The organism is Actinomyces sp. ICM47 (assembly GCF_000278725.1).
Lineage (GTDB): Bacteria > Actinomycetota > Actinomycetes > Actinomycetales > Actinomycetaceae > Pauljensenia.
In genome coordinates, this window is sequence record NZ_ALCA01000124.1 from 1 (window position 1) to 21,062 (window position 21,062).

A 21,062-nucleotide genomic window follows, 5' to 3' on the forward strand; every position below is an offset into this window, starting at 1 on the left:
GTAGTTGGGAGGGGCGGGCCGCCGCCCTTGGGCACGGAGAGCAGTCGGGGAGGGGCGGGCTGTCGCCCTTGGGCACGGAGAGCAGTCGGGGAGGGGCGGGCTGCCGCCCTCGGGCACGGAGAGCGGGGGTAGTGTGGCTACAGGAGTCCCGCGAGGCCCTTCTTAACGGCACGGTCGCGCTGGTAGCGGAATACTTCGAGGAAGATGCCGCCGAAGAAAATGCAGGCGATTGCGACCCAGATGCTCGCGGGAGCGTGACGCCCGTACACGAGGAAGTACACGTAGGGTGCCAGGAAGGTGACGGCGGCGGTGGCGGCACCGACGACGCGGTGCCAGAGCTTTTGCCCGGCGAGCATCTCGATGAGGCCCCACGTGTAGGGGATCGCGGTGATGACGTCGATGAGCCAGAGGATACGCCAGTCGCCTCGGAAGTGGGGGACGAACATGACGGGCACGGCGCGCGCCATGGAGTAGACGAAGACGACGACGTAGGCGATGAACTTGGGGTTGCGGCACAGCTTGAGGAAGGCCGTGCGCTCGATGATGGAGGCGCCGACTGCTCGGGCGGCGCGGGTGGCGTGTGACGCGGTTGAGAGCGTATCGAGTCCGGCCATGGAAACGCGCATGAACTCGCGTTGTTCGTCTGTGCCGGCCGCCCAAGCTTCCAGCAGCGCTAGGGGGGAGAGCGCGATGGGCGTGCGTCCGCCGGAGGGTGCCCCGGCCTCGTGAATGAGATCGGCACCCAGGGCGTCGCGTAGGCGCGGCAGTTGGTCGCTGGGGATGACGGCGAGCCATAGGCGCACCCGTCGTTGGATGGCGTCGTGGAGTTCGTGGGAGAGTGCGTGTCCGGCGGCCGAGTGGGGTGAGAAGCCTTCGGCGGCGATGTCGACGAGCGCCCCGGGGTATTCGACGATGCGGGTTGTCAGGTCGCCGGCGCGATCAACGCCGGAGACGGTGATGATCGTCGCGGCATCCCACTGGTAGGTGCGTGCGATCTCGATGTCGAGGATCGAGCGCAGCGTCACGAGGGATGCGATGTCACTCACGGGTGGCCTCTCGGTAGGGGATGATCCACTCAATTGTGCCTGACTGGGCGGTTGGAATGCACGCCCACGTGGGAAGCGTGACGCACGTAGAATCGACGTATGGTGAAACGACGCATTGATCCGGCTTCGGGAATGGAGGCGCTGTGCGCTTGGCGTGGCTCGTGTGAGCGCGGCGAGGACGCGCCCCGCGCTGTTGTGCTGACGGCTGTGCGTTTCACCCTCGAGGAGTTGGGTGCCTTGCATCCGGGTCGTTCTGTCGAGGTGCGCGTGCCTCCTGCGGGTGCGGTGCAGATTCTTCCGGGGACCACGCACCGGCGTGGTACGCCACCCGCCGTCGTGGAGACGGACGCGCGCACGTGGCTGTCGCTGGCGTGCGGTCTGCTCACGTGGGACGAGGCAGTGGCTGCCTCCCTGGTGAGCGCGTCGGGGGAGCGTACGGACCTGGGTCCCTTCCTGCCGCTCGTGTGAGTGGCAGGGGGAGGGTGTTCCGGGTGGGGAGGGGTGCCGCCGGTTTTTAGGCCTCGATCTGCGGAGCGCCGAAGCGTGCGATGATCTTGGGGGCCAGGTACTTCTGGGAGCCCTTGTAGGCGTAGCGTTGGGCGACGGCGGCGACGGCCGCGGTGCTTGCGGCGAAGAGCACCAGCGAGGCCAGGGTGACGTCATCCGAGTCTTCGGAGGGGATCGGGCGCTTTGTGACGGCTTTCCAGCCGAATTCGAAAATCTTGGAGGCCGCGAAAGCGGCTCCGGCGATGACGGCGGTCGTGGCGAGCTTGTCGATGGTGGCGGAATCCATGTGTGTCTCCTGGCGTGGGTTGGTTGTCCCTGCGCGGCAGCGCGTGCTTCCATGATGCCCCACACTGCGCTCTCGTGCGAGATCCAGGCGCTTACTGGCTTATGCTTATGGGCAAGTGTTCTCGTCCGAAGGATTCCCTATGGCCCGCGCCCGTTCTGTATTCGCGTTGGTAACCCTTGTGGTTGCTGCTACGACCTTGGCTGCGTGTACGCCATCAGTGTCGTCGCGTACCCCCCAAGATCCTTTCGGTGCACCCGTTGTTCCGGGGCAGGGGATCGAAGAAGAAGGGATTGAAGGCACGATTGATGCTCCCAGCCCGAGGACGGGCACGGACACGGTGACGGTTGCCCTCGTGGGCGGTGCGCAGCTGCCTACTGAGATGGCGCAGGCCTTCACGGAGGAGACGGGCTTCTCGGTCGCGGTCGTTCCCATTGATGGGGTGGATTCGCTCCCCAGGGCGGGGGCGGATGTTGTGCTGGGCCTGGATGGTGCTGATGCGCAGCAGGCGAGCCAGGCGGGCACGATTGCTCCGTCTGGCCCGCAGGACACTGTGACCCTGTCGGGTACTTCTATTTCGGGTGTGCCTGCGGCGGTGGCGTACGGTCGCGACGATGTGTGCGTGATCGCGGATAAGTCGTGGATGAGTGCGAATAAGCGCACGCTGCCCACGTCGTTTCAGGAGCTGAGTACTCCTCGCGTGCGCACACTCCTCGCGGTTCCGGATCCTGTCTCGTCGTCGGTGGGGCGTGCCTTCCTGCAGGAGGCTGGCGCGCAGACGGGTGAGGGCCTGGGTTCGTTCGTCCAGACGCTGAGTCCGCATGTCGATCCCTCGCTGGGTGCGGTTATTGGCGGGTGGACGGCTGGAGGGCACGTGTCTGACGGCTACCTGTCCGAGATCGTGGGGTCTGCGTCGGGCAAGTCCGGCTCGTACCCGCTCGTGGTTGCGCCGCGTTCGCTGGTTGCGGCTGCCGTGACGAACACGGGCGCCGATTCGTACGGGACGGCGTTGCCGTCGACGTGTATCGCGCGCATCATGTACACGGCGGCAACGAAGACGCCCGCAACGGACGGCGCTGAGTCCTTGATCGCCTGGCTGCAGAGTGCGGAAGCGCAGCATTCTTTGGCGACCACGGGGGCGGCCTATCCGATCGATGGGGTCCTCGCGGCAAACACGAAGGCCGAGTGGTTCTCGGGCATCACGGGCAGTCCCGTCGTGCCGGACGAGACCATGGGGTCGTTCAACGCGAAGGGTGCGTGGTTGGCGATGTGGACCGCGGCGCTCGATGAGCCTGCTCCGGCTCAGACGCCCACGCAGCAGCCTTCGGGCCAGCCTTCGGGTCAGCCCTCGAGCCAGCCTTCGGGCCAGCCGAGTGCGAACCCGGGCGCGCCCGGGATCGGTAACAGCAACCAGGCTGACGATTCCGACGAGGATGAGGATGACGAACCTCGTACGAGGACCCGTCACCCGATCGATGATGACGACGAGGAGTAGTCAGTTCTCCTGTGAGTGAAGGGGGGACGCGGCGTACCGCGTCCCCCCTTCACTGTGTGCGGTGAGGATGATCGGCGCGCGGTGACGAGGCCGTGGCGGGGTACGACCGTGGCGCCGTTGGGGTGTGAGGGGTAGACGTTCCCTAGTCGCGCAGCATGGAGGGGCTGACGCGGCACTCGTCACCGATGCGCATGGGGGCGATGAGGCCCTTGTCGCGCAGCTCGCGCAGGCGTGGCACGGTTCGTTCGACGACCTTCCAGGGATCGATCGTGTTGAGGTAGATGCGGGTGCCGCCCTCGAATCCGGCCAGGGTAGAGATGCGCCACTTGAGCAGGATCCTCCAGCGCATGGGAGTCGTGACTGTGGGCGGGCGGTGGTACCACTCTTCGTTGGCGGGCACGTCTGCGCCGGTCGCCGCGTGCGCGGCGTGCAGGATGTCGGAGATCCCAGCCATTGCCTCGTCGCTGACCTCCCATGGGTTGCGCGGGGAGTGTAGCGGCCAGATTGCGATGCCGGGGAAGCGATGACCGAAGCCTGCCAGGGCGACGGCGTGCTCGTTTTGAGCGATGAGGAGTTTGCGGGTGGCGGCGACCGTGAAGATCTGGTCGTAGATGTCGGGCTGTGCGCGCAGGCGCTCGAGTTCTGCTTCTGTTTGAACGGCAAGGTCGTCGATGGCGACCAGCTGCTTGTGCAGGTGGTCGAAGGAAGCGCCGGCAGGGCGCAGCCAGTTCTGGAAGGTGGCGACGTAGCGCACGGCGGGGTTGAGGCCGTACAGGTCGTGCATTGAGCGGGCTGTGTAGGCGGTGTACTGGGTGTGCTCTTCCGGGGTGAGGGTGCCCGACCCGGCGAGCTGGTGGGCTTCGGTTGCCCCGTCGATGAAGTGGCGCTTGCCGATAATCAGGTCGTGGCCGCCGGAGAAAAAGCCGTTGGCGGCCTGCAGGCGCGCGGTCTCGCTGGTGGCCGCGAATTCGCCTTCGCTCATGCCCGAGGCCAGCATCCGCGCGCGTACGACGTTCATGACGTGGTCGTAGCCCACGTCCGAGGCCAGGTATCGGGCCATGCGGTGGCGGTCGGCCTCGGAGGGCATGTGCCCGTGGTTGAGGTGCCAGTAGTTGTAGGAGACGATTTCGAACAGGTTAGGGATACGCCGAAATTCGGCGACCGTGTCCCCGAGCTTGTCGGCGGGGAGGGCGTCGAGCTGTTCCCACGTGCCGTCGTCTCGGCGTACGAGGCGCGACTTTTCGGGCGGTGTCTCCAGGTAGCGCTTGGAACAGAACGCGCAGTAGTGCCCGTCAGCCTCGTGGTCGATGGGGGTGCAGTCGGTGCGCGGCGCGGCGAGCGGACGATTTCCGCGGCCGGGGACGGTCCACACCTCTGTGCCGGTGAGCAGGTTCTGCTGTTTGACGGTGCCGTCGGCGAGTCGCACGATGGCGCGGTCGGCGCGGGTAAGCTTCGATGCCATGTCTTAATCGTACCTGTTGTCAGAGTCGGTTCATGGTGGCGGGGTGCGATCCGGTGCGCCCGGCCTCGCCTTCGTCGAGCGCGTCGATGCGGGCGCGCTGGTCGGGACTCAGGCTGAAGGAGAAGGTGTCAATGTTGGTGGCCATGCGCGCCGGACTCAGGGTCTTGGGGAAGACGACGTGGCCGCGGTCGATGGCCCAGCGCAGGGTGACTTGCGCGGCGCTGACGCCGAGTTCGTCGCCGATGGCGACGAGGGTTGGGTCGGTGATGGCGCGCCCGCGTGCCAGGGGAGACCATGCCTCGAAGACCATGCCGAGTTTGTGCGCGTAGGAGCGTAGCGCCTCGTTGGGGAGGAATGGGTGTGCCTCGACCTGGAGGGCGTGTGGTGGCACGGAAGCGATGGAGCGGACGGCTTCGATGTGGTCGCGCTCGTAGTTCGACAGGCCGATGGCGCGCGCGTTGCCCGCAGCGAAGGCGTCCTCGAGGGCTGGCCACGGCAGGGCGACGTCCCCGCCGTAGAGGGTGGGCAGCGGCCAGTGTACGAGGAGGTCGACGTAGTCGGTGCGCAGATCTTCGAGTGATCGTGCGATGGATGCGGCAGCGCGCTCGGGTGCGTGGTTGGAGTTGTCGACCTTGGTGGTGAGGAAGATCTGCTCGCGTTCGATGCCAGACGCTTCGAGCGCGGCACCGACCTCGGCCTCGTTGCCGTACATCTGCGCGGTATCGATATGGCGGTAACCAACCTCAAGTGCGCGGCTCACGGCGTCGTAGGCGTCCTCGGGCGCGACCTTGTAGGTGCCGAAGCCAAGCACGGGGATGGGTGCGCCCGTTGGGAGTGTGAGCGTGGGAATGGGGGACGAGGCCGTGGCCGCGTCACTCGGGAATGGGGCGTTCATCAGTGAATCCTCCTGGTTGCTTTCAGTGTAGCGTCCCTGGGAGGGGATGGTCGCGGGCGTCCGCGCGCGAGCCCGATGCGTGCAGCGTAGTGTTGTCTTCGCTTCGGAGCCGCGCGTGGTGCCGGTTTGAGAGGACAGGAGGACTCATGATCAGTGCATGCGAGACGGAGGATGGTGTCGTCTTCGATATGAGCGAGCTGGAGGCCGACGCGCTGCGCTCATATGCCGATGGGCTTGTTGCCGACCCCAAGCATCCTTTCGTTGAGCTGCTGCGCAGCCAGGGCCTCGTCGTCGGTGACACTCCCGTCCCACACCTTGCTGTGCTCCTTGAGGCGTTCTCGCAAGCGACGAAGGTGCTCACCGCCTGGGTCATTGCCCCGGCTGGATGCCGCCGCGCCACCTTCTTTGTGGGTCCGCACTCCGCCGTGGTGTCGCGGTGCGACGAGGGAGGACTGTACGCGGGCGAGGATGACCTGTTGTCGGTGTGGGCTATCGACTCCGCGCAGCTGCGCGAGACCTTTTTCGAACTGAGCGCCTTGGGGGAACCCGTCGGCGACGGGATTGTGCCGACGGCGGTACCGGAGGTGCTCTTTGAAGCCCTCGAGCGGGGTGATGCCACGGAGATTCTTGTGGAGGTACCGAAGGTTGCTCGCGAGATTGCCGACGTGATTGATACTGATGTCGATGAGGTGACAGGGGCTTTCTGGGCGGATGTCGCGGATGATTCGTGGGTGGGACTCGCCGTACGGGTCGTCGATGTGGTGTCGTACCCGGATCTGTCGGGTGACAGTTGGCGTTTGATTGGCACCAGCGAGGAGGTATGCGAGGTGCTGGCGGGCGTGGAGTTTACTGAGCTGTACCCCGATGAGGTGCCTCTGCTGGCGGATGAGGACGGTGAATTCTGGGCGGCAGTTGCTTCATCATCGCCGGAGGTGCTCTGGGAAGACATCGAGGACGTACTCGCTGAATAGTCCACCTGTCGATCCGCAGGTCTCACAGTCTGAGATTGAAGGGTGTCAATTATTTACTACATCTCTGGTCAAATGATGCCCATGGGTCGGTTTTTCGCGTTTTACGTGTGTCGCTGCGCGGTTCGCTGAGTGTCTGACCGAATGACTTATAAAACATTGCAATACGGCTGAAAAACAGTCGGATGCTGTCTGCAACATGGTTGACACTTTTATTGGTATACCGGTTAATTTCTCCTGTCTTCCCTGAAATGTCAAAGGCTTGCATCTAACCAAACGGTAGGGTTTGTGTTAGGTAAGCCACCGTGATTTGTCCTCACTAAGTAACGATTTGGCGTACGATAGATACTGTTCAACCACGAAGCCAACACGTCACGACAACGAACGGAGAGTTATGTCGGTTCGCAATGCACTGCTTGCACTCGTCGCACAGCAGCCCGCGGGTGTCTATCGCCTCAAGCAGATGTTCGAGGAGCAGACGTGTGGGGCATGGCCGCTGAACATCGGCCAGGTCTACCAGACCATGCAGCGTCTCGAGCGTGACGGCCAGGTTGTGTCTCACGCTGAAACCAATGCTGGTCGAGACTCTGAGGTTTTCGAGCTGACCGACGCAGGTCGCGATGTCCTCACCGCCTGGTGGTCCACCCCTGTTCCGCGTGAGCACCCTGAGCGCGACGAACTTGTGATGAAGCTCGCCGTGGCCGCCGCCGATCCGACGGTCGACGTCGAAGCCATGATTCAGACGCAGCGTCGCTCAACCCTGGGTTCCCTGCGTGACGTCACCCGCCTCAAGGCCTCGGCCGATGAGGGGGAGCTCGCGTGGAAGCTCATTCTTGAGCGCCACATCTTCGACCTTGAGGCCGAGCTCAACTGGCTCGACCACATTGAGTCCGGTGCGGTCTCCGAGGCCGCGCGTCGCGCTGCCTTCGCTGCTGCGAAGGGTCGTTCGATGAACTGGGCTCAGGCCGAGGCCGGTATTTCGGAGCGTGCCGGGGTGCGATGAGTCAGCCTGCGCCGCTACCGATCAGGATGGCCGGCGTCGGACATGAGTTCGGCGCAAACGGCGTCCGAGTGAGAGCGCTCGACGGGATCGACCTTGAGGTTGAGCCCGGCGAGCTTCTCGCTGTTATGGGACCGTCTGGATCCGGCAAGTCGACGCTGCTGTCGATCGCTGGCGGCCTTGAGCGGCCGACACGCGGAAGCGTCTACGTTAACGGGATCGATCTGGCCTCGTTGGATAGCGTTCACCGCGCCGAAGTGCGTCGACGCTCGATTGGCTACGTCTTCCAAGATTACAATCTGATTCCGTCGCTGTCGGCCCTCGAAAACGTTGAGATGCCGTTGCAGCTGGACGGGGTGAGTCCTTCGAAGGTACGTGCGGCCGCGATGGCCGCTCTCGCCGAGGTTGGTGTCGCAGAACTCGCGGATCGATTCCCCGAGAGGCTCTCCGGTGGCCAACGTCAACGTGTCGCCATCGCTCGCGGCCTCGTTGGTAACCGGTCGGTCATTCTTGCCGACGAGCCGACCGGCGCGTTAGATTCTCACACTGGCGAACAGATCATGTTGGTGTTGCGTGACCACATAGATGCTGGTGCAGCGGGTATTCTCGTGACTCATGAGGCCAGAATGGCCGCATGGGCAGACCGAACAGTGTTCCTGCGAGACGGTCGTATCGTTGATCGTTCGCGCGGGGATTCTCTGAGGGACCTGCTCGCCGACGCAGCACCAAGGACCTGATGAGCCGACTCAACACACGGATGAGGCGATGGGGAGTAGTACTCCGCATCGCCTCTCGTGATGCACGCCAAAGTCTTGGGCGCACCTTCACTGCCGTGATCCTTATCTCCTTGCCGATTATCATTGCGATCGGATCGCTGACGTTCTGGGATGTGACGACGTCCCAGCGCTACCAGGCCTCTTCCTGGCTGGGACACAACTCCGACTCCCAGGCCGTGACGCTGCGCCGTTCGACATCGGCTCTCGACCAGGACTTCACCGCGGACCGCCTCGCGAAGACGGCGTCGGATGACGATGTTGACGTTACCATGGAGACCCTCAGCGACTGGGTGCCGACCGGAGACCAGTTGGTTGCGGTCGACACGCTCTATCAGCTCCATATGACGGCACCGGATGGAACCGGGTACACGGTAGACAATGGCACGCAGACCGCCTCCTTGGATGCGCCGCGCGTCGAGGCAGGTAACAAGCACGGGTCGCTCGCAGCTCAGCATGCCGTGGTTTCCGACGACGTCGCCCGTGCCCTCGGCGTCGAGGCCGGAGACACGGTCGCGCTCTCCGTCACGGTGTCGAAGCAACGCGCAGCGCAGTCCATCGAAGGCAGCGCTGTTATCGACGCGATCATCAAGGGCGAGGGGCGCGCAATCGTCGGCGACGGCACGCTCGACATTGATCGTTTAGCTGTCGCTGGACGCACGCAGACGGCCTGGTATGTGACGGGGCCAGCGCCCGTGACGTGGGAGAAGATTCGCGAACTCAATGCGTCCGGCTTCTCGGTCGTCTCACGCCACGTACTCGCCAACCCGCCCGATGCCTCGGCGCTCCCCTCACAGATCGCCCAGTACGAGGTCCCCGAGGCCTCGCGCAATGCGAACCCGTGGCAATACCTGCTCCTGGTCGCGGGTGTTCTCCTGATCCTCACCGAGATGATCCTGCTCATCTCGCCGCTCTACACGGTCGCGCAACGCTCGGTGATGCGCACGGCTGCGATGATCGTCGCTAACGGCGGCGACCGCTCCGACGGGCGACGCCTCACAATCGCGCACGGTCTCATCATCGGCGCGTACTCAGCAGCCTTCTCAGTCGTGTTGTCTGCCTGTGCCATGCTGGGGATCGGGCTGTGGTCCGGCCTTGGCCTCGGCATTGTGCCGCTGTGGCCGCTGGGCCTGTCCGCTCTCCTGCCCATTCTGCTGTCGCTGATGGCCTCGGTATCACCGGCGCATACCTCCTCCCACATCGACACCTCCGCGGTCATCGGCGGACGCGTCTGGGAGCCGTCACGTCTGGTGCGTCGCCGCATGATCTACCCGATCGCGCTGTTGGCTGGCCTGCCGGTGCTGGGCGTCGCCGCATGGTACGGGTCGGTCCTTACCCTCGTTGTCGGTATTGCTCTCCTCGAAATCGGCCTCATCGGCTCGATCCCCTACATCTTTACGCGTTGGCGCGTGCCCAATGGCCGCGCATCCATGAGTATGCGCCTGGCCCTGCGCGATGCTGTCCGCAACGGACACCGTACGTTCCCGGCCATGGCCTCGATCCTGACGACCGTGTTCGTCGCTTGTGCCCTCCTCATCACGCTTTCCTCGTCGAACGAGGCCGGCTGGAATTCACGTCCGCACGTGGGCAAGCGTGGGCAGATCTTTGTGTCCACGGTCGACAAGACGGATTCGAATACCCGCTCGCGTGCGCTCATGAAGGCAGCGACGGAGGCCGTGAAGAACCAGCGAACCGTCACCTCATCCGCAGAACTCAACGGCATGGCGTGGAACTCTGGTCCCGGTGGGCCGGTCACCATGGTTGAAGCGATTTCCCCGGACGGAAAGTCCACCTTCACGATGGCGGCCGACATGGGTACCATGGCGGAGCTGGACGTCGCCTACATCGTCGACGACGGTACCTACCTGCGCCAGGCCGGCTACCTGAACGAGAACGATATGGTGCGCGCGGTCGCGACGCTGAACTCGGGCGGCATCCTCATTCCCGACAGGAAATACATCGACGGCGCGGGCCAGGTGAAGCTGCGCAGCCTCGATATGCAGGCGATTGCGGACGCAAAGGCCGCCGGCTTTTCCGACAACGAGCTGCCGGACGCGCGCGTGATGGGCACACAGATCTTCCCCGCGTCACCGCTGACGCGCGTCAACGTCATGGTGCTCTCCCCGAGCGCCGCAACATCCTTGGGCCTCAAGGCGGTGCCGCTCGGACAGCTCCTCTCGGTGGATAAGCCCGTGAGTACGGTGGATGCGCCCGCGTTCCAGGCGACCATCGCGCGTCAGGTTCCGGGCGCATCCGCCCAGGTCATCACGCCGACCATGCGTTCGCAGATCCTGCCCTACATCGCCGCCCTCATCGCTGTTGTCGCCGCGGCAGCGACGGTCGCCCTCGTCGTGGCTCTCTCGGCCTCGGACATGCGCCCCGACCTCGATACTCTCGATGCGATTGGCGCTGCCCCCGCGATGCGCCGTCACGTCACGACCTGGCAGGGCGTGGTCCTCGCGCTGAACGCGATTCCGACGGCGGTCCTCTCGGGCCTCGTCGTCGGTGTCCTTGCCGTCATCACGTTCGCCCGATCAGGTATCTTCCCGACTCTCACCACGCTGTGGCCGGTCGTGCCGTGGAGAGCACTGCTTGGCATGCTGATCGGCATGCCCCTGCTGTGTGCGCTCGTCGCCATCGTGCTCACGCCGCGCCACCAGAAGCGTATCCGCCGTATCAACTAGGCTCCGCAATGACTGACGCCCCCGAGACGGTTGTGATCCCGCCAGGTGCCCTGGCCTCGTCCTCCGTGCGCGTGGACACCTGGCTGTGGGCGACCCGCCAGCTCAAGTCACGCTCTCAGGCCACGGCCGCCGTACGCGCCGGGCACGTGCGCGTTAACGGCGACCCCGTCAAGGCCGCCTACAAGCTGCACGTGGGCGACGAGGTGCGCCTGCGCATCGAGGGCTTTGATCGCGTCCTCGGCGTCGTGCTGCTGCTGGCCAAGCGCGTCTCCTACCCGCAGGCGCGCACCGCCTACGATGATCGCACGCCCGAGCGTCCGCGCGTTCACATCCCCGTCGCCATGCGCGAGAAGGGCAGTGGGCGCCCAACGAAGAAGGAGCGACGCGAACTCGACCGCCTGCGGGGCTACGACTCTCACGAGCACTACTGACCCTCTTCGACGAGGCCGTGGCTGAGCTGCGCGCGGTGGTTATGCATGAGGTCCCGCCGCCTGAGAGAGGCGACGGGACCGGGAGCCAGTCGTATGAGCTTACTCGTCCGGGTAGAACGCGTTGGGGTACAGCTTGTAGTACGATCCCCATTTTTCGTCGTACGCGGTATCAAACTCGAAGTCCGCCTTGCCTTCGCGGGGGACTGCGAACGTGTAGGCGTTAGGTTCGGTGTGGCCCACCTGAGTTGCGGCCGTGTCGTAGGTGACTGTGAAAACGAGGGTAACAGAGACGCTCGGATAGACGCTCAGGGCAGGCTTCTTATCCGCCAGAACCTCGATGGATCCGGTGCAGTGCGCCGCAGTCTTATTGTCGTTCAGTGAGCACGTCTGGTCGAATTTGAAGACATCTTCCGCGGTGTAGGTGGAGACCAGGTTCGCGATGGCGACCTTATTTGGGCACTCTGCGTCGATCGCCTGCCTGCGTTCATCGGTGGCGGTGCGGTACTCGTTGTAGATCTCGCCCATATCCGCGCGGTTGTCAGCTCTCACGCTTGAACACCAGTTTGTGGTCTGCGTCGCCTTGGTCTGTGCTGTGATCTGCTTCGTCTGAGCTGTGAGGTCGCGTGCCTGATTGAGGCGAACACCTGACAAAACACCGAGCGTGATTGTCGCACCCATGAGTGGAACGAGAAGGATGGCCATAACGGCGTTGTAGATGGATAGCTTCTTGTTCTTGGGGGGTTTGCCCGAGGAGGTGGGCTGATTGTAGCTCACTTCGCTGCCTCCTTCGCCTTCTCAAGATCGCTGTTCGCATTGTCGAAGCTTTGTTGAGCCTGCTTGTACTCGCTGGTCGCGGACATGTACATGCGGCCCGTCAGGGCCAGGCCAGCGCTGAATCCGATGACGAGGAGCGTTGTGATGATCGCCGTGATGATCTGATTCTTTGGGATCTGAATGGTTAGCCCGTCGGAGTACCTGGGCGACTTCTGGGGCGGTTGCACGGGCGCAACGGCGGGGTGAGTGGGGACATCGGGAGCAGGATGAAGTCCGCCGGACTCTTCTCCCGGGCGTACGATACGACCGGTGACCGGATCGACAGTACCGGTGATGGACTGTGCGGCGGTGAGGGGCTGGGCAGCGGTCCCCGTGACGGGGCGGGCGATAGAGCCTGTGAAGGGGTCAATGTGGCCGGTCGTAGCGTGTGCGATGGTGCCGGTAATGGGGTCGATGGGACCCGTGGTAGGTGGAGGTACCGAGCCGGTGACGGGACCGTTGCTGGCTCGCTCGTCTGCGACGTAGTTCTCTGTCCAGTCCGAACCGTTCCACCAGCGCAGCCGTGGGGTCCCGTCTGGGTCTGGGTACCAGCCTTCGATGGGGTTGTTCACAGGAGGCTCCTTTCATGGTATTCCGCCATCGGTGAGGATGGCTGGAATGGGTCGGCAAAGCCGACGTTCGGACTCATCAGCGTTACATGTCCGAGGGCCACCATGCTGTCATCGTAGCCCCGCACTCTGTATTGCCTGTCATGTTGGGATCGTAGGGGACTGTCACGGAAAAGGTGAGCGGCGTCCCGGGTGTTAGCGTCGCTGTCGTGGTCCCCTGGTAGGGGGATGTCGGGTTGAAGCTCTTGTTCTTCTCCGTGGTGTAACCGATGACGGTCACGTTCAGGGGACCGAACATCGTAATGGTACTCGACTGCTTGACAGCGAGGGTGCCTTTGATCGTCGTGGTGACCTTATTGGCTGTGCACTCAGTCATGGTGATCGTAAAGTCGGCGTTGGACAGGGTGCGCTGCGCGTTTGCCAGTGCTTCTTTGTTCGAGCATTGAGAATGGATCGAGTCCTTGACGGCTTGTGTCGAGGAGTCGTAGGTCTTGATGATGTCGCGCATCGATGAGGCGTTGCCGCGCGTGACCGAATCGCACCAGGCGGCGGCGCTGGTGTCTACGTTCACGGAATCAAGGCGCGTTTTGGCGTCTTTAATGGCCTGGTCGATGGACGCCTTATCGGACTGGGCCTGTTCGGCCTGGGATGTGAAGGTCTCTGCCGCGTGTGTGCGCCACACGTTGATCCCGCCGACGATGGCAGACAGGGCGATGAAGATGACGGCCAGGATGGCACCTGCGACGGTTGTGGCGCGCAGGGGAGTGGGGGCGGTGCTCACTGCTGGGTCTCCTCGATCTGGCGGTTGATGTCGTCGAGCGTGGATTGAGCCCGGTCGCGTTCCTCTTGTGCGTGCCGTGCTTTCTCCTTGGCGTCCTCGTAGATTGCGTTGGAGTCGCCCAGGTGGGACCACGTGAACACGAGGACGCCGATGAAAGCGATGACCAAGATCCAGGAGGCGGCGCAGGCCAGCGCCCAGTGAGCGGTGGTGTGCTTCTTGGGGGCGTCCTGGGTGCTGGTTGTGCTGGTGTTCTCCATCGACGAGGCCGGGGTGGCCTCGGCAGCTAGGGTGGGACTGGGGGCGGGTGCTGAGTCAGTTTCCGTCGTGGGGGAGAGGGTGGTCCCTCGTTTGGCGGTGAGCGGGGAGTGAGCCTTGGTGTCTCGAGGAGCCGAGGCCTCGGCCCTGGGCGCGGGGACGGCGGCGGTCCGCGCGCCCAGGCGTTGCCTGCCGTGGGGTGCTACGGCCTCGTTGTGGGCGGGAAGGCGAGGTTTGCTGACCGACTGGTTCTGCATCGCGTAGGGCATGATGTAGTTGGTCCACGAATGGCCGTTCCACCAGCGTAATTGGGGGGTGCCGCTCGGGTCCGGGTACCAGCCTCGCGCGGGCTCGCTCATCGTTGTTGCCTTCCCGTTACGAATAAAACTAACTCCTTGGTCAGGAAGTTTAGCCGTAGGAGGGATGGCGGGCAACTATGCGGTTAGATTCCCGTCGGCCAGAAACCTGTCGCGGCCGTGTAACAGTCAGCGCCCTCCAAGCCTGGGTTGGGGATGGTCACGCTGTAGGTGGTAGTTCCGCCCGAGGGAATCGTGACGGTCGTCTGACCGAGTGCCTTATCTCTAATGGTAGGTTTACCATTCTTCTTCATATAGACACTGACTGTCAGATCAATATCGCCCACGTCAGACAGGGGCTGATAGTCAAACCACACATCACCCGAAAATGTCACAGTGTCGTCGGAGATTTCGCAGGTATCCGTCGAGCCGACAAACTGGCGAGGAGCCGACGCGAGAGCGTCGACGAATTCCTTCTTCTTGGGGCAGTACTCGGTGATCGCGTCGAGCTGAGCCGTCGGCTTCATGCTGAGTTCGCTTGCCTTCTCCTGCAGCAGAGAAACGCTCGAGTAGGCGGAGGTGAACTCATCGCACCAAATATGAGCCGACTTGTCGGATTTCGCGTTGTTGATCTCGTTGCGTACGTTCGCGGTCTCGGTCTCGGCATCCTTCTTCTGCGTCCGCAGGTTATTGGCGTCGGTGCGTGTTTGCTCCGCCTTGGCACTCTGAGAGTAGCTGGCGTAGCCCAGGGCAGCGGTCGTCACGAGTAGACACGCGGCGAGGAATGCGCCGACGAGCGTCAGGATCCTGTAGGTGCCCGGTGAGGACTCTGCGGGCTTGTTCGTTGCGGCGGGCATGGTCACTTCTGTGTCTCCTCAAGGTCCTTCTTCGCCTTGTCGAGGCCTGACTGCGCCTCGTTGTACTCACTTTGTGCACTGGCGTGCTCGGATTCCGCGTCGGCAAGTTCCTTGCTTGCGCGTGTGAAGGCCATGCCGGCGTACACGGCGGACGCGGCGAAGAGAACGACCGCGATCCACGCAGCGACCAAGCCGATGAACCAGCCGCTCGCGGTTCGGGGCTTGTTTTCCTGCTCGTCGTCTGCCTCGTTCGCTGAGTCCTCGGAGTCTGAGAAAACCGGTGTGATGCCGGTGTTCTGATAGGGATTGGAGTGAACCTTCGGTGCCTGCTGGGAGGAAGGAACGTGGGGTGAACTCATGCCTTGCTGGGTGGGCGTTGCCTGGGGGCAGGATGCGCCCTGGGGCTGGGGGACACCCTGCTGCATGGCGGTGTTGTACGGCAGAGGTACCCCACGCATGGGCGCGGGCGTGCCCTGCTGAGGCTGAGTGCCGGGCATGGGAAGGTACTGATCGGTCCAGATACCGCCGTTCCACCAGCGCAGACGCGGGCTACCAGCGGGGTCTGGGTACCATCCGGGAACTGGTTGAGACATGACCATCCTTTCGGTTACTGTGTGCAGTCTATACCTAACGCGTGAGCCTTATAACGCGCGTATCGCACAGGTCGTGACGCCTGGTATTGCGCGTGACAGGTACCCTGAAAGGTATGGCTGCTCTCTTCTCGTCCTCACCCTTGCTCGCGCTTTTTCTCGTTGTCGCGTTGGGTGCGGCGATCGGAGCGATCCGTATCGGCCCCCTGCGTTTTGGTGCGGCGGGAGCGCTCTTTGTTGGCCTCGCGGTCTCGGCCCTGCATCCCGAGGTTGTGAGCACTCACATGTCAATCGTCCAGCCGATGGGCTTGGCGTTCTTCGTATATTGCGTTGGTATTTCCGCGGGAGCGACCTTCTTCCAGGACCTGCGTAAGCAGACGAACCTCCTCGCGCTGACAACAATCGTGTGCATCGTGGGAGCGGTTATCGCCCTCGCGGGTGGTCGCCTCCTCGGCCTGTCGTCCGGCCTCACGTCGGGTCTCTTCACGGGTGCTCTGACGGCCGCTCCCGCCCTCGACACGGCCACCCGGCTCACCGGGGATGCGAACGCGGCGGTCGGGTACGCCTTCGGCTATCCGGTCGGCGTCATCGGCGGCATCCTCATCGTTACGATCACGGTGACGAGGAAGTGGCTGGGTCCCAAGGACACACCTTCCCTCGCCGGTTCCTCCCTGGAGGCTGTGAGTGTTCACGTGTCCAAGCACATCAACACCCGTGACATCGGCGCGTGGCGTGATCAGCGCGTACGCCTGTCGTACCTGCGACGTGATGGTCGCACCCGCGTCACCGCTCCCGGCGAGGACCTGCTGCCCGGCGACCACGTCGTCATGGTCGGCGACCCCGCGTCCATTCAGGAGACAGCTCCCCTCGTTGGTGAGATCCTCGACCACAACCTCGAGGACGACCGCTCCGACCTCGCATTCGAGCGCATCGTCGTGTCCAACCCCGACGTTGCCGGTCGCAGCGTCTCCGAACTGAACGTCACCAAGCGCTTCGGTGCCGTCATCACGCGCGTGCGTCGAGGCGACCTGGACCTCCTGGCCCGCGACGACCTCGACCTGCAGCTCGGCGACCACGTCGCCGTCGTCGTCCCCACGGACGAACTCGACGATATCGCCGAGTGGCTCGGCGACTCCGAGCGTCGCGTCGCCGAGGTTGACGGCATGGCATTCGGCATCGGCCTCGTTCTCGGTCTGCTCCTGGGCATCGTGTCCTTCCCGTTGCCGGGCGGCCAGGGGTTCCAGCTCGGTGCCGCCGCGGGTCCGCTGATCGTCGGCATGCTCCTCGGCGCCCTGCGTCGTACCGGACCGCTCGTATGGACTCTGCCCGCCGCCGCGAACCTGACGATCCGCCAGATCGGCCTCATGCTCTTCCTCGCGGCTCTCGGCCTGAATGCCGGCCCTCAGTTCGCGAGCCTGCTCGGCAGTCCCGACGGCTGGCGCGCCGCCCTTCTCGCCGCCGTCATGGTCGTTGTGTGCTGCGGTATCCAGGCCATCGGCGCGAAATTTATTGGCCTGTCGGCACCGCGTGCCGCCGGTGGTGTCGCGGGCTTCCTCGGACAGCCGGCCGTTCTTCAAGCCGCCGATGCCCGCGTGACCGACGAGCGTATTGAGGCCGCCTACGCGACCCTCTTCGCCTTCGCGATCATCGTCAAGATCCTGCTCCTGCCGATTATCACCTCCTTCCTGTGAGCGCCTTAGTTCCTGTGAGCGCCTTAGACTAGGGTCATGGCTACCCCCGACTTCGTCCTCGAGCTGCGCCGACACGTCGGCCACGCGCCCCTGTGGATGCCCGGCACGACCGTCGTTATCGCACGCCCCGCTCCGGGGTGTGCGCCCATCGATTGGGAGCGGCCTATCGCGCCCGAGGCCGTCGAGATCCTGTGCGTGCGTCGCTCCGATAACGGCGCCTGGACGCCGGTGACGGGCATCGTCGATCCGGGCGAGGAACCCGCCGTCGCAGCCGCCCGCGAGGCGTTGGAGGAAGCCGACGTGCGCATCGAGGTGCGCCGCCTCCTTTCCGTCGAAGTCGTCGGCCCCGTCACCTACGACAACGGCGACGTCACCACCTACCTGGACGTCGCCTTCGTCGCCCAGTGGGTGAGTGGCGAACCCACCCCCGCTGACGGCGAAAATAGCGAGACCGCGTTCTTCCGGGGCGACCAGCTCCCGCCCATGAACGACCGCTTCCGCCGCGCTATCGTCAAGGCTTTGAGCGCCCGCCCCGACGCGGACTTCTTGACCGCCTGAGGACGTGTGACCCGCGCGCGTGCTTTGGCCTCGTTCCTGCAGCCGCAAAACTTCTTGTCTTTGTGTCAAACCCCTTGCGGGACTGAAGTCCTAGTGGTGGAATGGGGGTATGGATACTCCTAGCAAGATTGCATACACCGTCACCGCAGACTCCACCGGCGGCCGCGCCGGCACCTCCTCCGTCCCCGCGCTTGGCATCACCCACATCATGCGCGCCCCCAAGGAACTGGGCGGCCCCGGCGACGGAGCCAACCCCGAAGCCCTCTTCGCCATGGGCTACGGTGCCTGCTTCCAAGGCGCCATGGGCCTGGCCGCCAAGGAACTGGGCATCGACACCAAGGACTCCGTCGTGCGCACCACCATTGGCCTGGGCCCCGAGGGTGACTCCTTCGCCCTGACCGCCGACATCAAGGTCTTTATCCCCGGCGTCGAACTCGACCGCGCCCAAGCCCTCGTCGACCGCGCCCACCAGCTGTGCCCCTACTCCAAGGCCACGCGCGGCAACGTGCCCGTCACCGCCACCGCCGTCGCCACCCTCTGAGCGTGCCCGATAGACGGAAGAACCCCAGCCTCGCCAATCGATGGACGAGGCTGGGGTTTCTTCATGCGCTTAAGTGATCCTGGGCGCTCAGACACCACCGGGGCTCGCCGCGCGCATGGCTTCACCCGTGGGGTTTGCCGGGCGCGGGCGATCCGGGCGCTCAGGCACCACCGGGGCTTGCCGCGCGCACGGCGTCGCCCTTTGGGTTTGCCGGGCGCGGGCGATCCGGGCGTTCAGGCGCCGCGCCAGTACGCCGCCAGCGCCTTCGACAGCGTCAGCAGGTCATCGATATGGCTCATCTCGCGCGCCGAATGCATCGACAGCAGGCCCACACCCACATCCACCGTCAAGATGCCCAGGCGCGTCGCCGTGATCGGGCCGATCGTCGTGCCGCACGGCATCGCGTTGTTGCCCACGAAACTCTGCGAAGGCACACCCGCCGCCGCGCACGCCCGATTCCACAAGGCAATGCCCTCGCCGTCCGTCGCGTAACGCTGCTTCGAATTGATCTTGATGACCGGGCCACGCCCCATCACCGGGCGATTATCCGGATCGTGATGGCCCGCGTAGTTCGGATGCACCGAATGCGCCGCGTCCGCGCTCACGCACGACGAAGCCGCCAGCATCCGCTCGAATCCATCCTCATCGCGGCCCAGTGCCGTCGCCGTGCGGCGCAACACCGTCTCCAAGATCGGGCCGGCCGCGCCCGTGCGCGATCCCGAACCCACCTCCTCGTGATCGAAGCACATAAACACCGTGACGTCGCCGCCCGCGGGCACACCCTCCGCGGCGAGGCGCTCCAGGGCCACCAGGCCCGGGTGCACGCTCGACAGATTGTCCTGACGCGAGGCCGCGATGAACTGGCCCTTGTCGCCGAAGAAACCCGGCCCCTGGCTGGGGGTCAGGATCAGGTCGAAGGCCGCGACCTGCGACGCGTCATCCAGGCCCGCCGTGCGCGCCACGTACTCCAGCACGTTGCCATAAGGGTTATCCACCGTCCACACCGGATGCAGGTGCTTCTGCGGATCCAGCTTCAAGCCAACCGGATTCACCTCACGATCCAGGTGAATCGCCAGCTGCGGGATGCGCGCAATCGGGCCAGTACGCGCCAAAACGACCTCGCCATTCCTCAGAATCAGGCGGCCCGCCAGCGTCAACTCGCGATCCAGCCACGAGTTCCACATCATGCCGCCGTACACCTCGACGTCGATCTGGCCCCAGCCGTCCGGCGTCGTCGACTGCACCGACGGCTTCACCGAAAACGCCGGCGAATCCGTGTGCGCGCCCACAATGCGGAAGCACGCGTCCTCGGCGACTGTTTCGGGCACGAACCACGCGGCCACCGCGCCACCGCGCACCATCACGTGACCGCCCGGCGACGCGTCCCACGCGCCCTTCTCGTCGACGCGCGTAAACCCAGCGTCGACCAGGCGCTGAGCCACGACCTCGGCCGCGTGATAGGGGGTGGGAGAATCAAGAAGGAAATGCTGATAGTCCACCGCGTTCGCGTGGACCTCATCCAATTCAAGCTGTGCCATGCCTCCCATGGTAGAACTCTCGGCGGGGCGCGGCCTACGATTGACACATGAGTGAGATCCCCGCATACACCCTGAACGATGGCCTGGATATTCCCGCGATCGCGCTGGGAACCTACAACCTGCGGGGCGCCTCGGGCGTGGTCTCCATAGTGTCCGGCGTCGACGCCGGATACCGCATGCTGGACAGCGCCTTCAACTACGAAAACGAAGGCGCCCTGGGTGCCGCCGTCCGCCGCTGCGGCGTCCCCCGCGAAGAGCTGCGTCTCGTCTCCAAGCTCCCCGGGCGCCACCAGCGCTACGACGAGGCCGTCTACACCGTCGAAGAATCCCTCATGCGCGCCGACCTGGACTACTGGGACATGTACCTGATCCACTGGCCCAACCCCAAGCGCGGCCTCTACGTCGAAGCCTTCCAAGCCCTGCTGGACGCGCGCAACCGCGGCCTGATCCGCTCCGTCGGCGTGTGCAACTTCCTGCCCGAACACCTCGACCGCGTGCACGCCGAGACCGGCGAGTACCCGAGCGTCAACCAGATCGAGCTGCACCCCTACTTCCCGCAGGCCTCGGCGCTGGCCTACCACGAGCAGATCGGCGTGCGCACCGAATCGTGGAGCCCGCTGGGCCGCAAGTGGCGCATCGTCGAAGACCCCGCGATCATCGCCCTGGCCGCCGAGGCGGGCGTGTCCCCGTCGCGCCTCATCCTGCGCTGGCACTACCAGCTCGGCGCCCTGCCCCTGCCTAAGTCCGGTAACCCTGAGCGCCAGCGCGAGAACCTCGACATCTTCTCCTTCTCGCTGTCGCCCGAACAGATGGCTGCGATTAGCGCCCTCGGTTGCCCCGACGGTCGTCAGGCCGACCAGAACCCGGAGTACTACGAGGAGTTCTGACTTTCGGGCGGGGCTTGTGGCACCGCTGGTCTGCGGCTTCGTTTGTGGCACTGCCTGATTTCCGGCCGCCGCGGGGCCTGCCCGCCCGCTCGCCGTCCGCGCCGCGAGCTTCGCTCGGCGCGTCGTCTCGAAGCCCGGCCAG

General features: G+C 64.6%; 22 protein-coding genes. 11 read left to right on the plus strand and 11 right to left on the minus strand.

The genetic code is table 11. The annotated features are described in order from the left end of the window. Positions 1–137: 137 nt before the first annotated feature. The gene (locus HMPREF1136_RS08700; RefSeq protein ID WP_009648993.1) at positions 138–1,046 is read right to left on the minus strand and encodes a hypothetical protein; all 909 of its coding nucleotides are present in this window, start codon (positions 1,044–1,046) and stop codon (positions 138–140) included. A gap of 99 nt (positions 1,047–1,145) precedes the next feature. Here HMPREF1136_RS08700 and HMPREF1136_RS08705 point away from each other — a divergent pair, with 99 nt between their 5' ends. Further along, on the plus strand, positions 1,146–1,514 hold the full coding sequence (locus tag HMPREF1136_RS08705) for a sterol carrier family protein (RefSeq protein ID WP_009648989.1): 369 nt from the start codon (positions 1,146–1,148) through the stop codon (positions 1,512–1,514). A gap of 46 nt (positions 1,515–1,560) precedes the next feature. On the opposite strand, the gene HMPREF1136_RS08710 is transcribed toward HMPREF1136_RS08705, so the two are convergent. Next, a complete protein-coding gene (locus HMPREF1136_RS08710) occupies positions 1,561–1,839 on the minus strand; it encodes a DUF4235 domain-containing protein (RefSeq protein ID WP_009649002.1) in 279 nt (92 codons plus the stop codon). Positions 1,840–1,978: 139 nt separating this feature from the next. On the opposite strand from HMPREF1136_RS08710, the gene HMPREF1136_RS08715 reads away from it, so the two are divergent. After that, a complete protein-coding gene (locus HMPREF1136_RS08715; RefSeq protein WP_009648988.1) occupies positions 1,979–3,331 on the plus strand; it encodes a hypothetical protein in 1,353 nt (450 codons plus the stop codon). A gap of 142 nt (positions 3,332–3,473) precedes the next feature. Here the strand turns inward: HMPREF1136_RS08715 and HMPREF1136_RS08720 are convergent, their stop codons facing one another. Then, positions 3,474–4,793, minus strand: a complete 1,320-nt coding sequence (locus HMPREF1136_RS08720) for a DUF4921 family protein (protein ID WP_009649001.1) — start codon at positions 4,791–4,793, stop codon at positions 3,474–3,476. 19 nt (positions 4,794–4,812) lie between these two features. Continuing rightward, positions 4,813–5,688: an aldo/keto reductase gene (locus HMPREF1136_RS08725; protein ID WP_009648999.1), complete on the minus strand. Its 876-nt coding sequence runs from the start codon at positions 5,686–5,688 to the stop codon at positions 4,813–4,815. Between the two features lie 146 nt (positions 5,689–5,834). Between HMPREF1136_RS08725 and HMPREF1136_RS08730 the strand changes: the two genes are divergently transcribed. The 5 genes from HMPREF1136_RS08730 (at position 5,835) to HMPREF1136_RS08750 (ending at position 11,544) form a co-directional block, all read left to right on the plus strand. Beyond that, on the plus strand, positions 5,835–6,659 hold the full coding sequence (locus tag HMPREF1136_RS08730) for a hypothetical protein (protein ID WP_009648982.1): 825 nt from the start codon (positions 5,835–5,837) through the stop codon (positions 6,657–6,659). Between the two features lie 391 nt (positions 6,660–7,050). After that, positions 7,051–7,659 (plus strand): PadR family transcriptional regulator, encoded by a 609-nt coding sequence (locus HMPREF1136_RS08735; RefSeq protein WP_009649000.1) that lies wholly within the window; start codon positions 7,051–7,053, stop codon positions 7,657–7,659. Beyond that, positions 7,656–8,393, plus strand: coding sequence for an ABC transporter ATP-binding protein (locus tag HMPREF1136_RS08740; RefSeq protein WP_034505637.1), 738 nt, complete (start codon positions 7,656–7,658; stop codon positions 8,391–8,393). Before HMPREF1136_RS08735 ends, HMPREF1136_RS08740 begins: the two co-directional genes overlap by 4 nt. Before the next feature lie 20 nt (positions 8,394–8,413). Then, the gene (locus tag HMPREF1136_RS08745) at positions 8,414–11,113 is read left to right on the plus strand and encodes an ABC transporter permease (RefSeq protein ID WP_034505638.1); all 2,700 of its coding nucleotides are present in this window, start codon (positions 8,414–8,416) and stop codon (positions 11,111–11,113) included. Between the two features lie 8 nt (positions 11,114–11,121). Then, positions 11,122–11,544, plus strand: a complete 423-nt coding sequence (locus HMPREF1136_RS08750; protein WP_009648994.1) for an RNA-binding S4 domain-containing protein — start codon at positions 11,122–11,124, stop codon at positions 11,542–11,544. 99 nt (positions 11,545–11,643) lie between these two features. On the opposite strand, the gene HMPREF1136_RS08755 is transcribed toward HMPREF1136_RS08750, so the two are convergent. The 6 genes from HMPREF1136_RS08755 to HMPREF1136_RS08780 all read right to left on the minus strand — a co-directional run bounded on the left by HMPREF1136_RS08755 (position 11,644) and on the right by HMPREF1136_RS08780 (position 15,708). After that, positions 11,644–12,318 carry a hypothetical protein gene (locus tag HMPREF1136_RS08755; RefSeq protein WP_009648983.1) on the minus strand — a complete coding sequence of 225 codons (675 nt, stop codon included), beginning with the start codon at positions 12,316–12,318 and terminating at the stop codon, positions 11,644–11,646. Further along, positions 12,315–12,929, minus strand: coding sequence for a DUF2510 domain-containing protein (locus HMPREF1136_RS11085; RefSeq protein ID WP_009648991.1), 615 nt, complete (start codon positions 12,927–12,929; stop codon positions 12,315–12,317). The genes HMPREF1136_RS08755 and HMPREF1136_RS11085 overlap by 4 nt, the downstream gene beginning before the upstream one ends. 82 nt (positions 12,930–13,011) lie before the next feature. After that, positions 13,012–13,707: a hypothetical protein gene (locus HMPREF1136_RS08765; RefSeq protein WP_009648995.1), complete on the minus strand. Its 696-nt coding sequence runs from the start codon at positions 13,705–13,707 to the stop codon at positions 13,012–13,014. Then, the gene (locus HMPREF1136_RS08770) at positions 13,704–14,321 is read right to left on the minus strand and encodes a DUF2510 domain-containing protein (RefSeq protein WP_009648986.1); all 618 of its coding nucleotides are present in this window, start codon (positions 14,319–14,321) and stop codon (positions 13,704–13,706) included. Before HMPREF1136_RS08770 ends, HMPREF1136_RS08765 begins: the two co-directional genes overlap by 4 nt. Positions 14,322–14,404: 83 nt before the next feature. Continuing rightward, positions 14,405–15,115, minus strand: coding sequence for a hypothetical protein (locus HMPREF1136_RS08775; RefSeq protein ID WP_156791883.1), 711 nt, complete (start codon positions 15,113–15,115; stop codon positions 14,405–14,407). Between the two features lie 2 nt (positions 15,116–15,117). Further along, positions 15,118–15,708 (minus strand): DUF2510 domain-containing protein, encoded by a 591-nt coding sequence (locus HMPREF1136_RS08780; protein ID WP_009648998.1) that lies wholly within the window; start codon positions 15,706–15,708, stop codon positions 15,118–15,120. A gap of 113 nt (positions 15,709–15,821) precedes the next feature. Between HMPREF1136_RS08780 and HMPREF1136_RS08785 the strand changes: the two genes are divergently transcribed. From HMPREF1136_RS08785 to HMPREF1136_RS08795, 3 genes are all read left to right on the plus strand, one after another. Further along, positions 15,822–17,396 (plus strand): aspartate:alanine exchanger family transporter, encoded by a 1,575-nt coding sequence (locus HMPREF1136_RS08785; RefSeq protein ID WP_009648996.1) that lies wholly within the window; start codon positions 15,822–15,824, stop codon positions 17,394–17,396. Positions 17,397–17,432: 36 nt separating this feature from the next. Further along, positions 17,433–17,954, plus strand: coding sequence for an NUDIX domain-containing protein (locus HMPREF1136_RS08790; RefSeq protein WP_009648992.1), 522 nt, complete (start codon positions 17,433–17,435; stop codon positions 17,952–17,954). Between the two features lie 109 nt (positions 17,955–18,063). Further along, on the plus strand, positions 18,064–18,495 hold the full coding sequence (locus HMPREF1136_RS08795) for an Ohr family peroxiredoxin (RefSeq protein ID WP_009648997.1): 432 nt from the start codon (positions 18,064–18,066) through the stop codon (positions 18,493–18,495). 233 nt (positions 18,496–18,728) lie between these two features. Here the strand turns inward: HMPREF1136_RS08795 and HMPREF1136_RS08800 are convergent, their stop codons facing one another. Next, positions 18,729–20,033 (minus strand): M18 family aminopeptidase, encoded by a 1,305-nt coding sequence (locus tag HMPREF1136_RS08800; protein WP_009648987.1) that lies wholly within the window; start codon positions 20,031–20,033, stop codon positions 18,729–18,731. Positions 20,034–20,080: 47 nt separating this feature from the next. On the opposite strand from HMPREF1136_RS08800, the gene HMPREF1136_RS08805 reads away from it, so the two are divergent. After that, complete coding sequence (locus HMPREF1136_RS08805) at positions 20,081–20,920, plus strand: aldo/keto reductase (protein WP_009648981.1); 840 nt, start codon at positions 20,081–20,083, stop codon at positions 20,918–20,920. The last annotated feature ends 142 nt before the right edge of the window (positions 20,921–21,062 follow it).

Coding starts and splice junctions, on each gene's coding strand:
- HMPREF1136_RS08730 (WP_009648982.1), top strand. CDS start 5,835: ATGATCAGTGCATGCGAGACGGAGGATGGTGTCGTCTTCGATATGAGC.
- HMPREF1136_RS08800 (WP_009648987.1), bottom strand. CDS start 20,033: ATGGCACAGCTTGAATTGGATGAGGTCCACGCGAACGCGGTGGACTAT.
- HMPREF1136_RS08790 (WP_009648992.1), top strand. CDS start 17,433: ATGGCTACCCCCGACTTCGTCCTCGAGCTGCGCCGACACGTCGGCCAC.
- HMPREF1136_RS08735 (WP_009649000.1), top strand. CDS start 7,051: ATGTCGGTTCGCAATGCACTGCTTGCACTCGTCGCACAGCAGCCCGCG.
- HMPREF1136_RS08715 (WP_009648988.1), top strand. CDS start 1,979: ATGGCCCGCGCCCGTTCTGTATTCGCGTTGGTAACCCTTGTGGTTGCT.
- HMPREF1136_RS08805 (WP_009648981.1), top strand. CDS start 20,081: ATGAGTGAGATCCCCGCATACACCCTGAACGATGGCCTGGATATTCCC.
- HMPREF1136_RS08750 (WP_009648994.1), top strand. CDS start 11,122: ATGACTGACGCCCCCGAGACGGTTGTGATCCCGCCAGGTGCCCTGGCC.
- HMPREF1136_RS08775 (WP_156791883.1), bottom strand. CDS start 15,115: ATGCCCGCCGCAACGAACAAGCCCGCAGAGTCCTCACCGGGCACCTAC.
- HMPREF1136_RS08745 (WP_034505638.1), top strand. CDS start 8,414: ATGAGGCGATGGGGAGTAGTACTCCGCATCGCCTCTCGTGATGCACGC.
- HMPREF1136_RS08740 (WP_034505637.1), top strand. CDS start 7,656: ATGAGTCAGCCTGCGCCGCTACCGATCAGGATGGCCGGCGTCGGACAT.
- HMPREF1136_RS08705 (WP_009648989.1), top strand. CDS start 1,146: ATGGTGAAACGACGCATTGATCCGGCTTCGGGAATGGAGGCGCTGTGC.
- HMPREF1136_RS08795 (WP_009648997.1), top strand. CDS start 18,064: ATGGATACTCCTAGCAAGATTGCATACACCGTCACCGCAGACTCCACC.
- HMPREF1136_RS08780 (WP_009648998.1), bottom strand. CDS start 15,708: ATGTCTCAACCAGTTCCCGGATGGTACCCAGACCCCGCTGGTAGCCCG.
- HMPREF1136_RS08770 (WP_009648986.1), bottom strand. CDS start 14,321: ATGAGCGAGCCCGCGCGAGGCTGGTACCCGGACCCGAGCGGCACCCCC.
- HMPREF1136_RS08720 (WP_009649001.1), bottom strand. CDS start 4,793: ATGGCATCGAAGCTTACCCGCGCCGACCGCGCCATCGTGCGACTCGCC.
- HMPREF1136_RS08725 (WP_009648999.1), bottom strand. CDS start 5,688: ATGAACGCCCCATTCCCGAGTGACGCGGCCACGGCCTCGTCCCCCATT.
- HMPREF1136_RS08710 (WP_009649002.1), bottom strand. CDS start 1,839: ATGGATTCCGCCACCATCGACAAGCTCGCCACGACCGCCGTCATCGCC.
- HMPREF1136_RS08785 (WP_009648996.1), top strand. CDS start 15,822: ATGGCTGCTCTCTTCTCGTCCTCACCCTTGCTCGCGCTTTTTCTCGTT.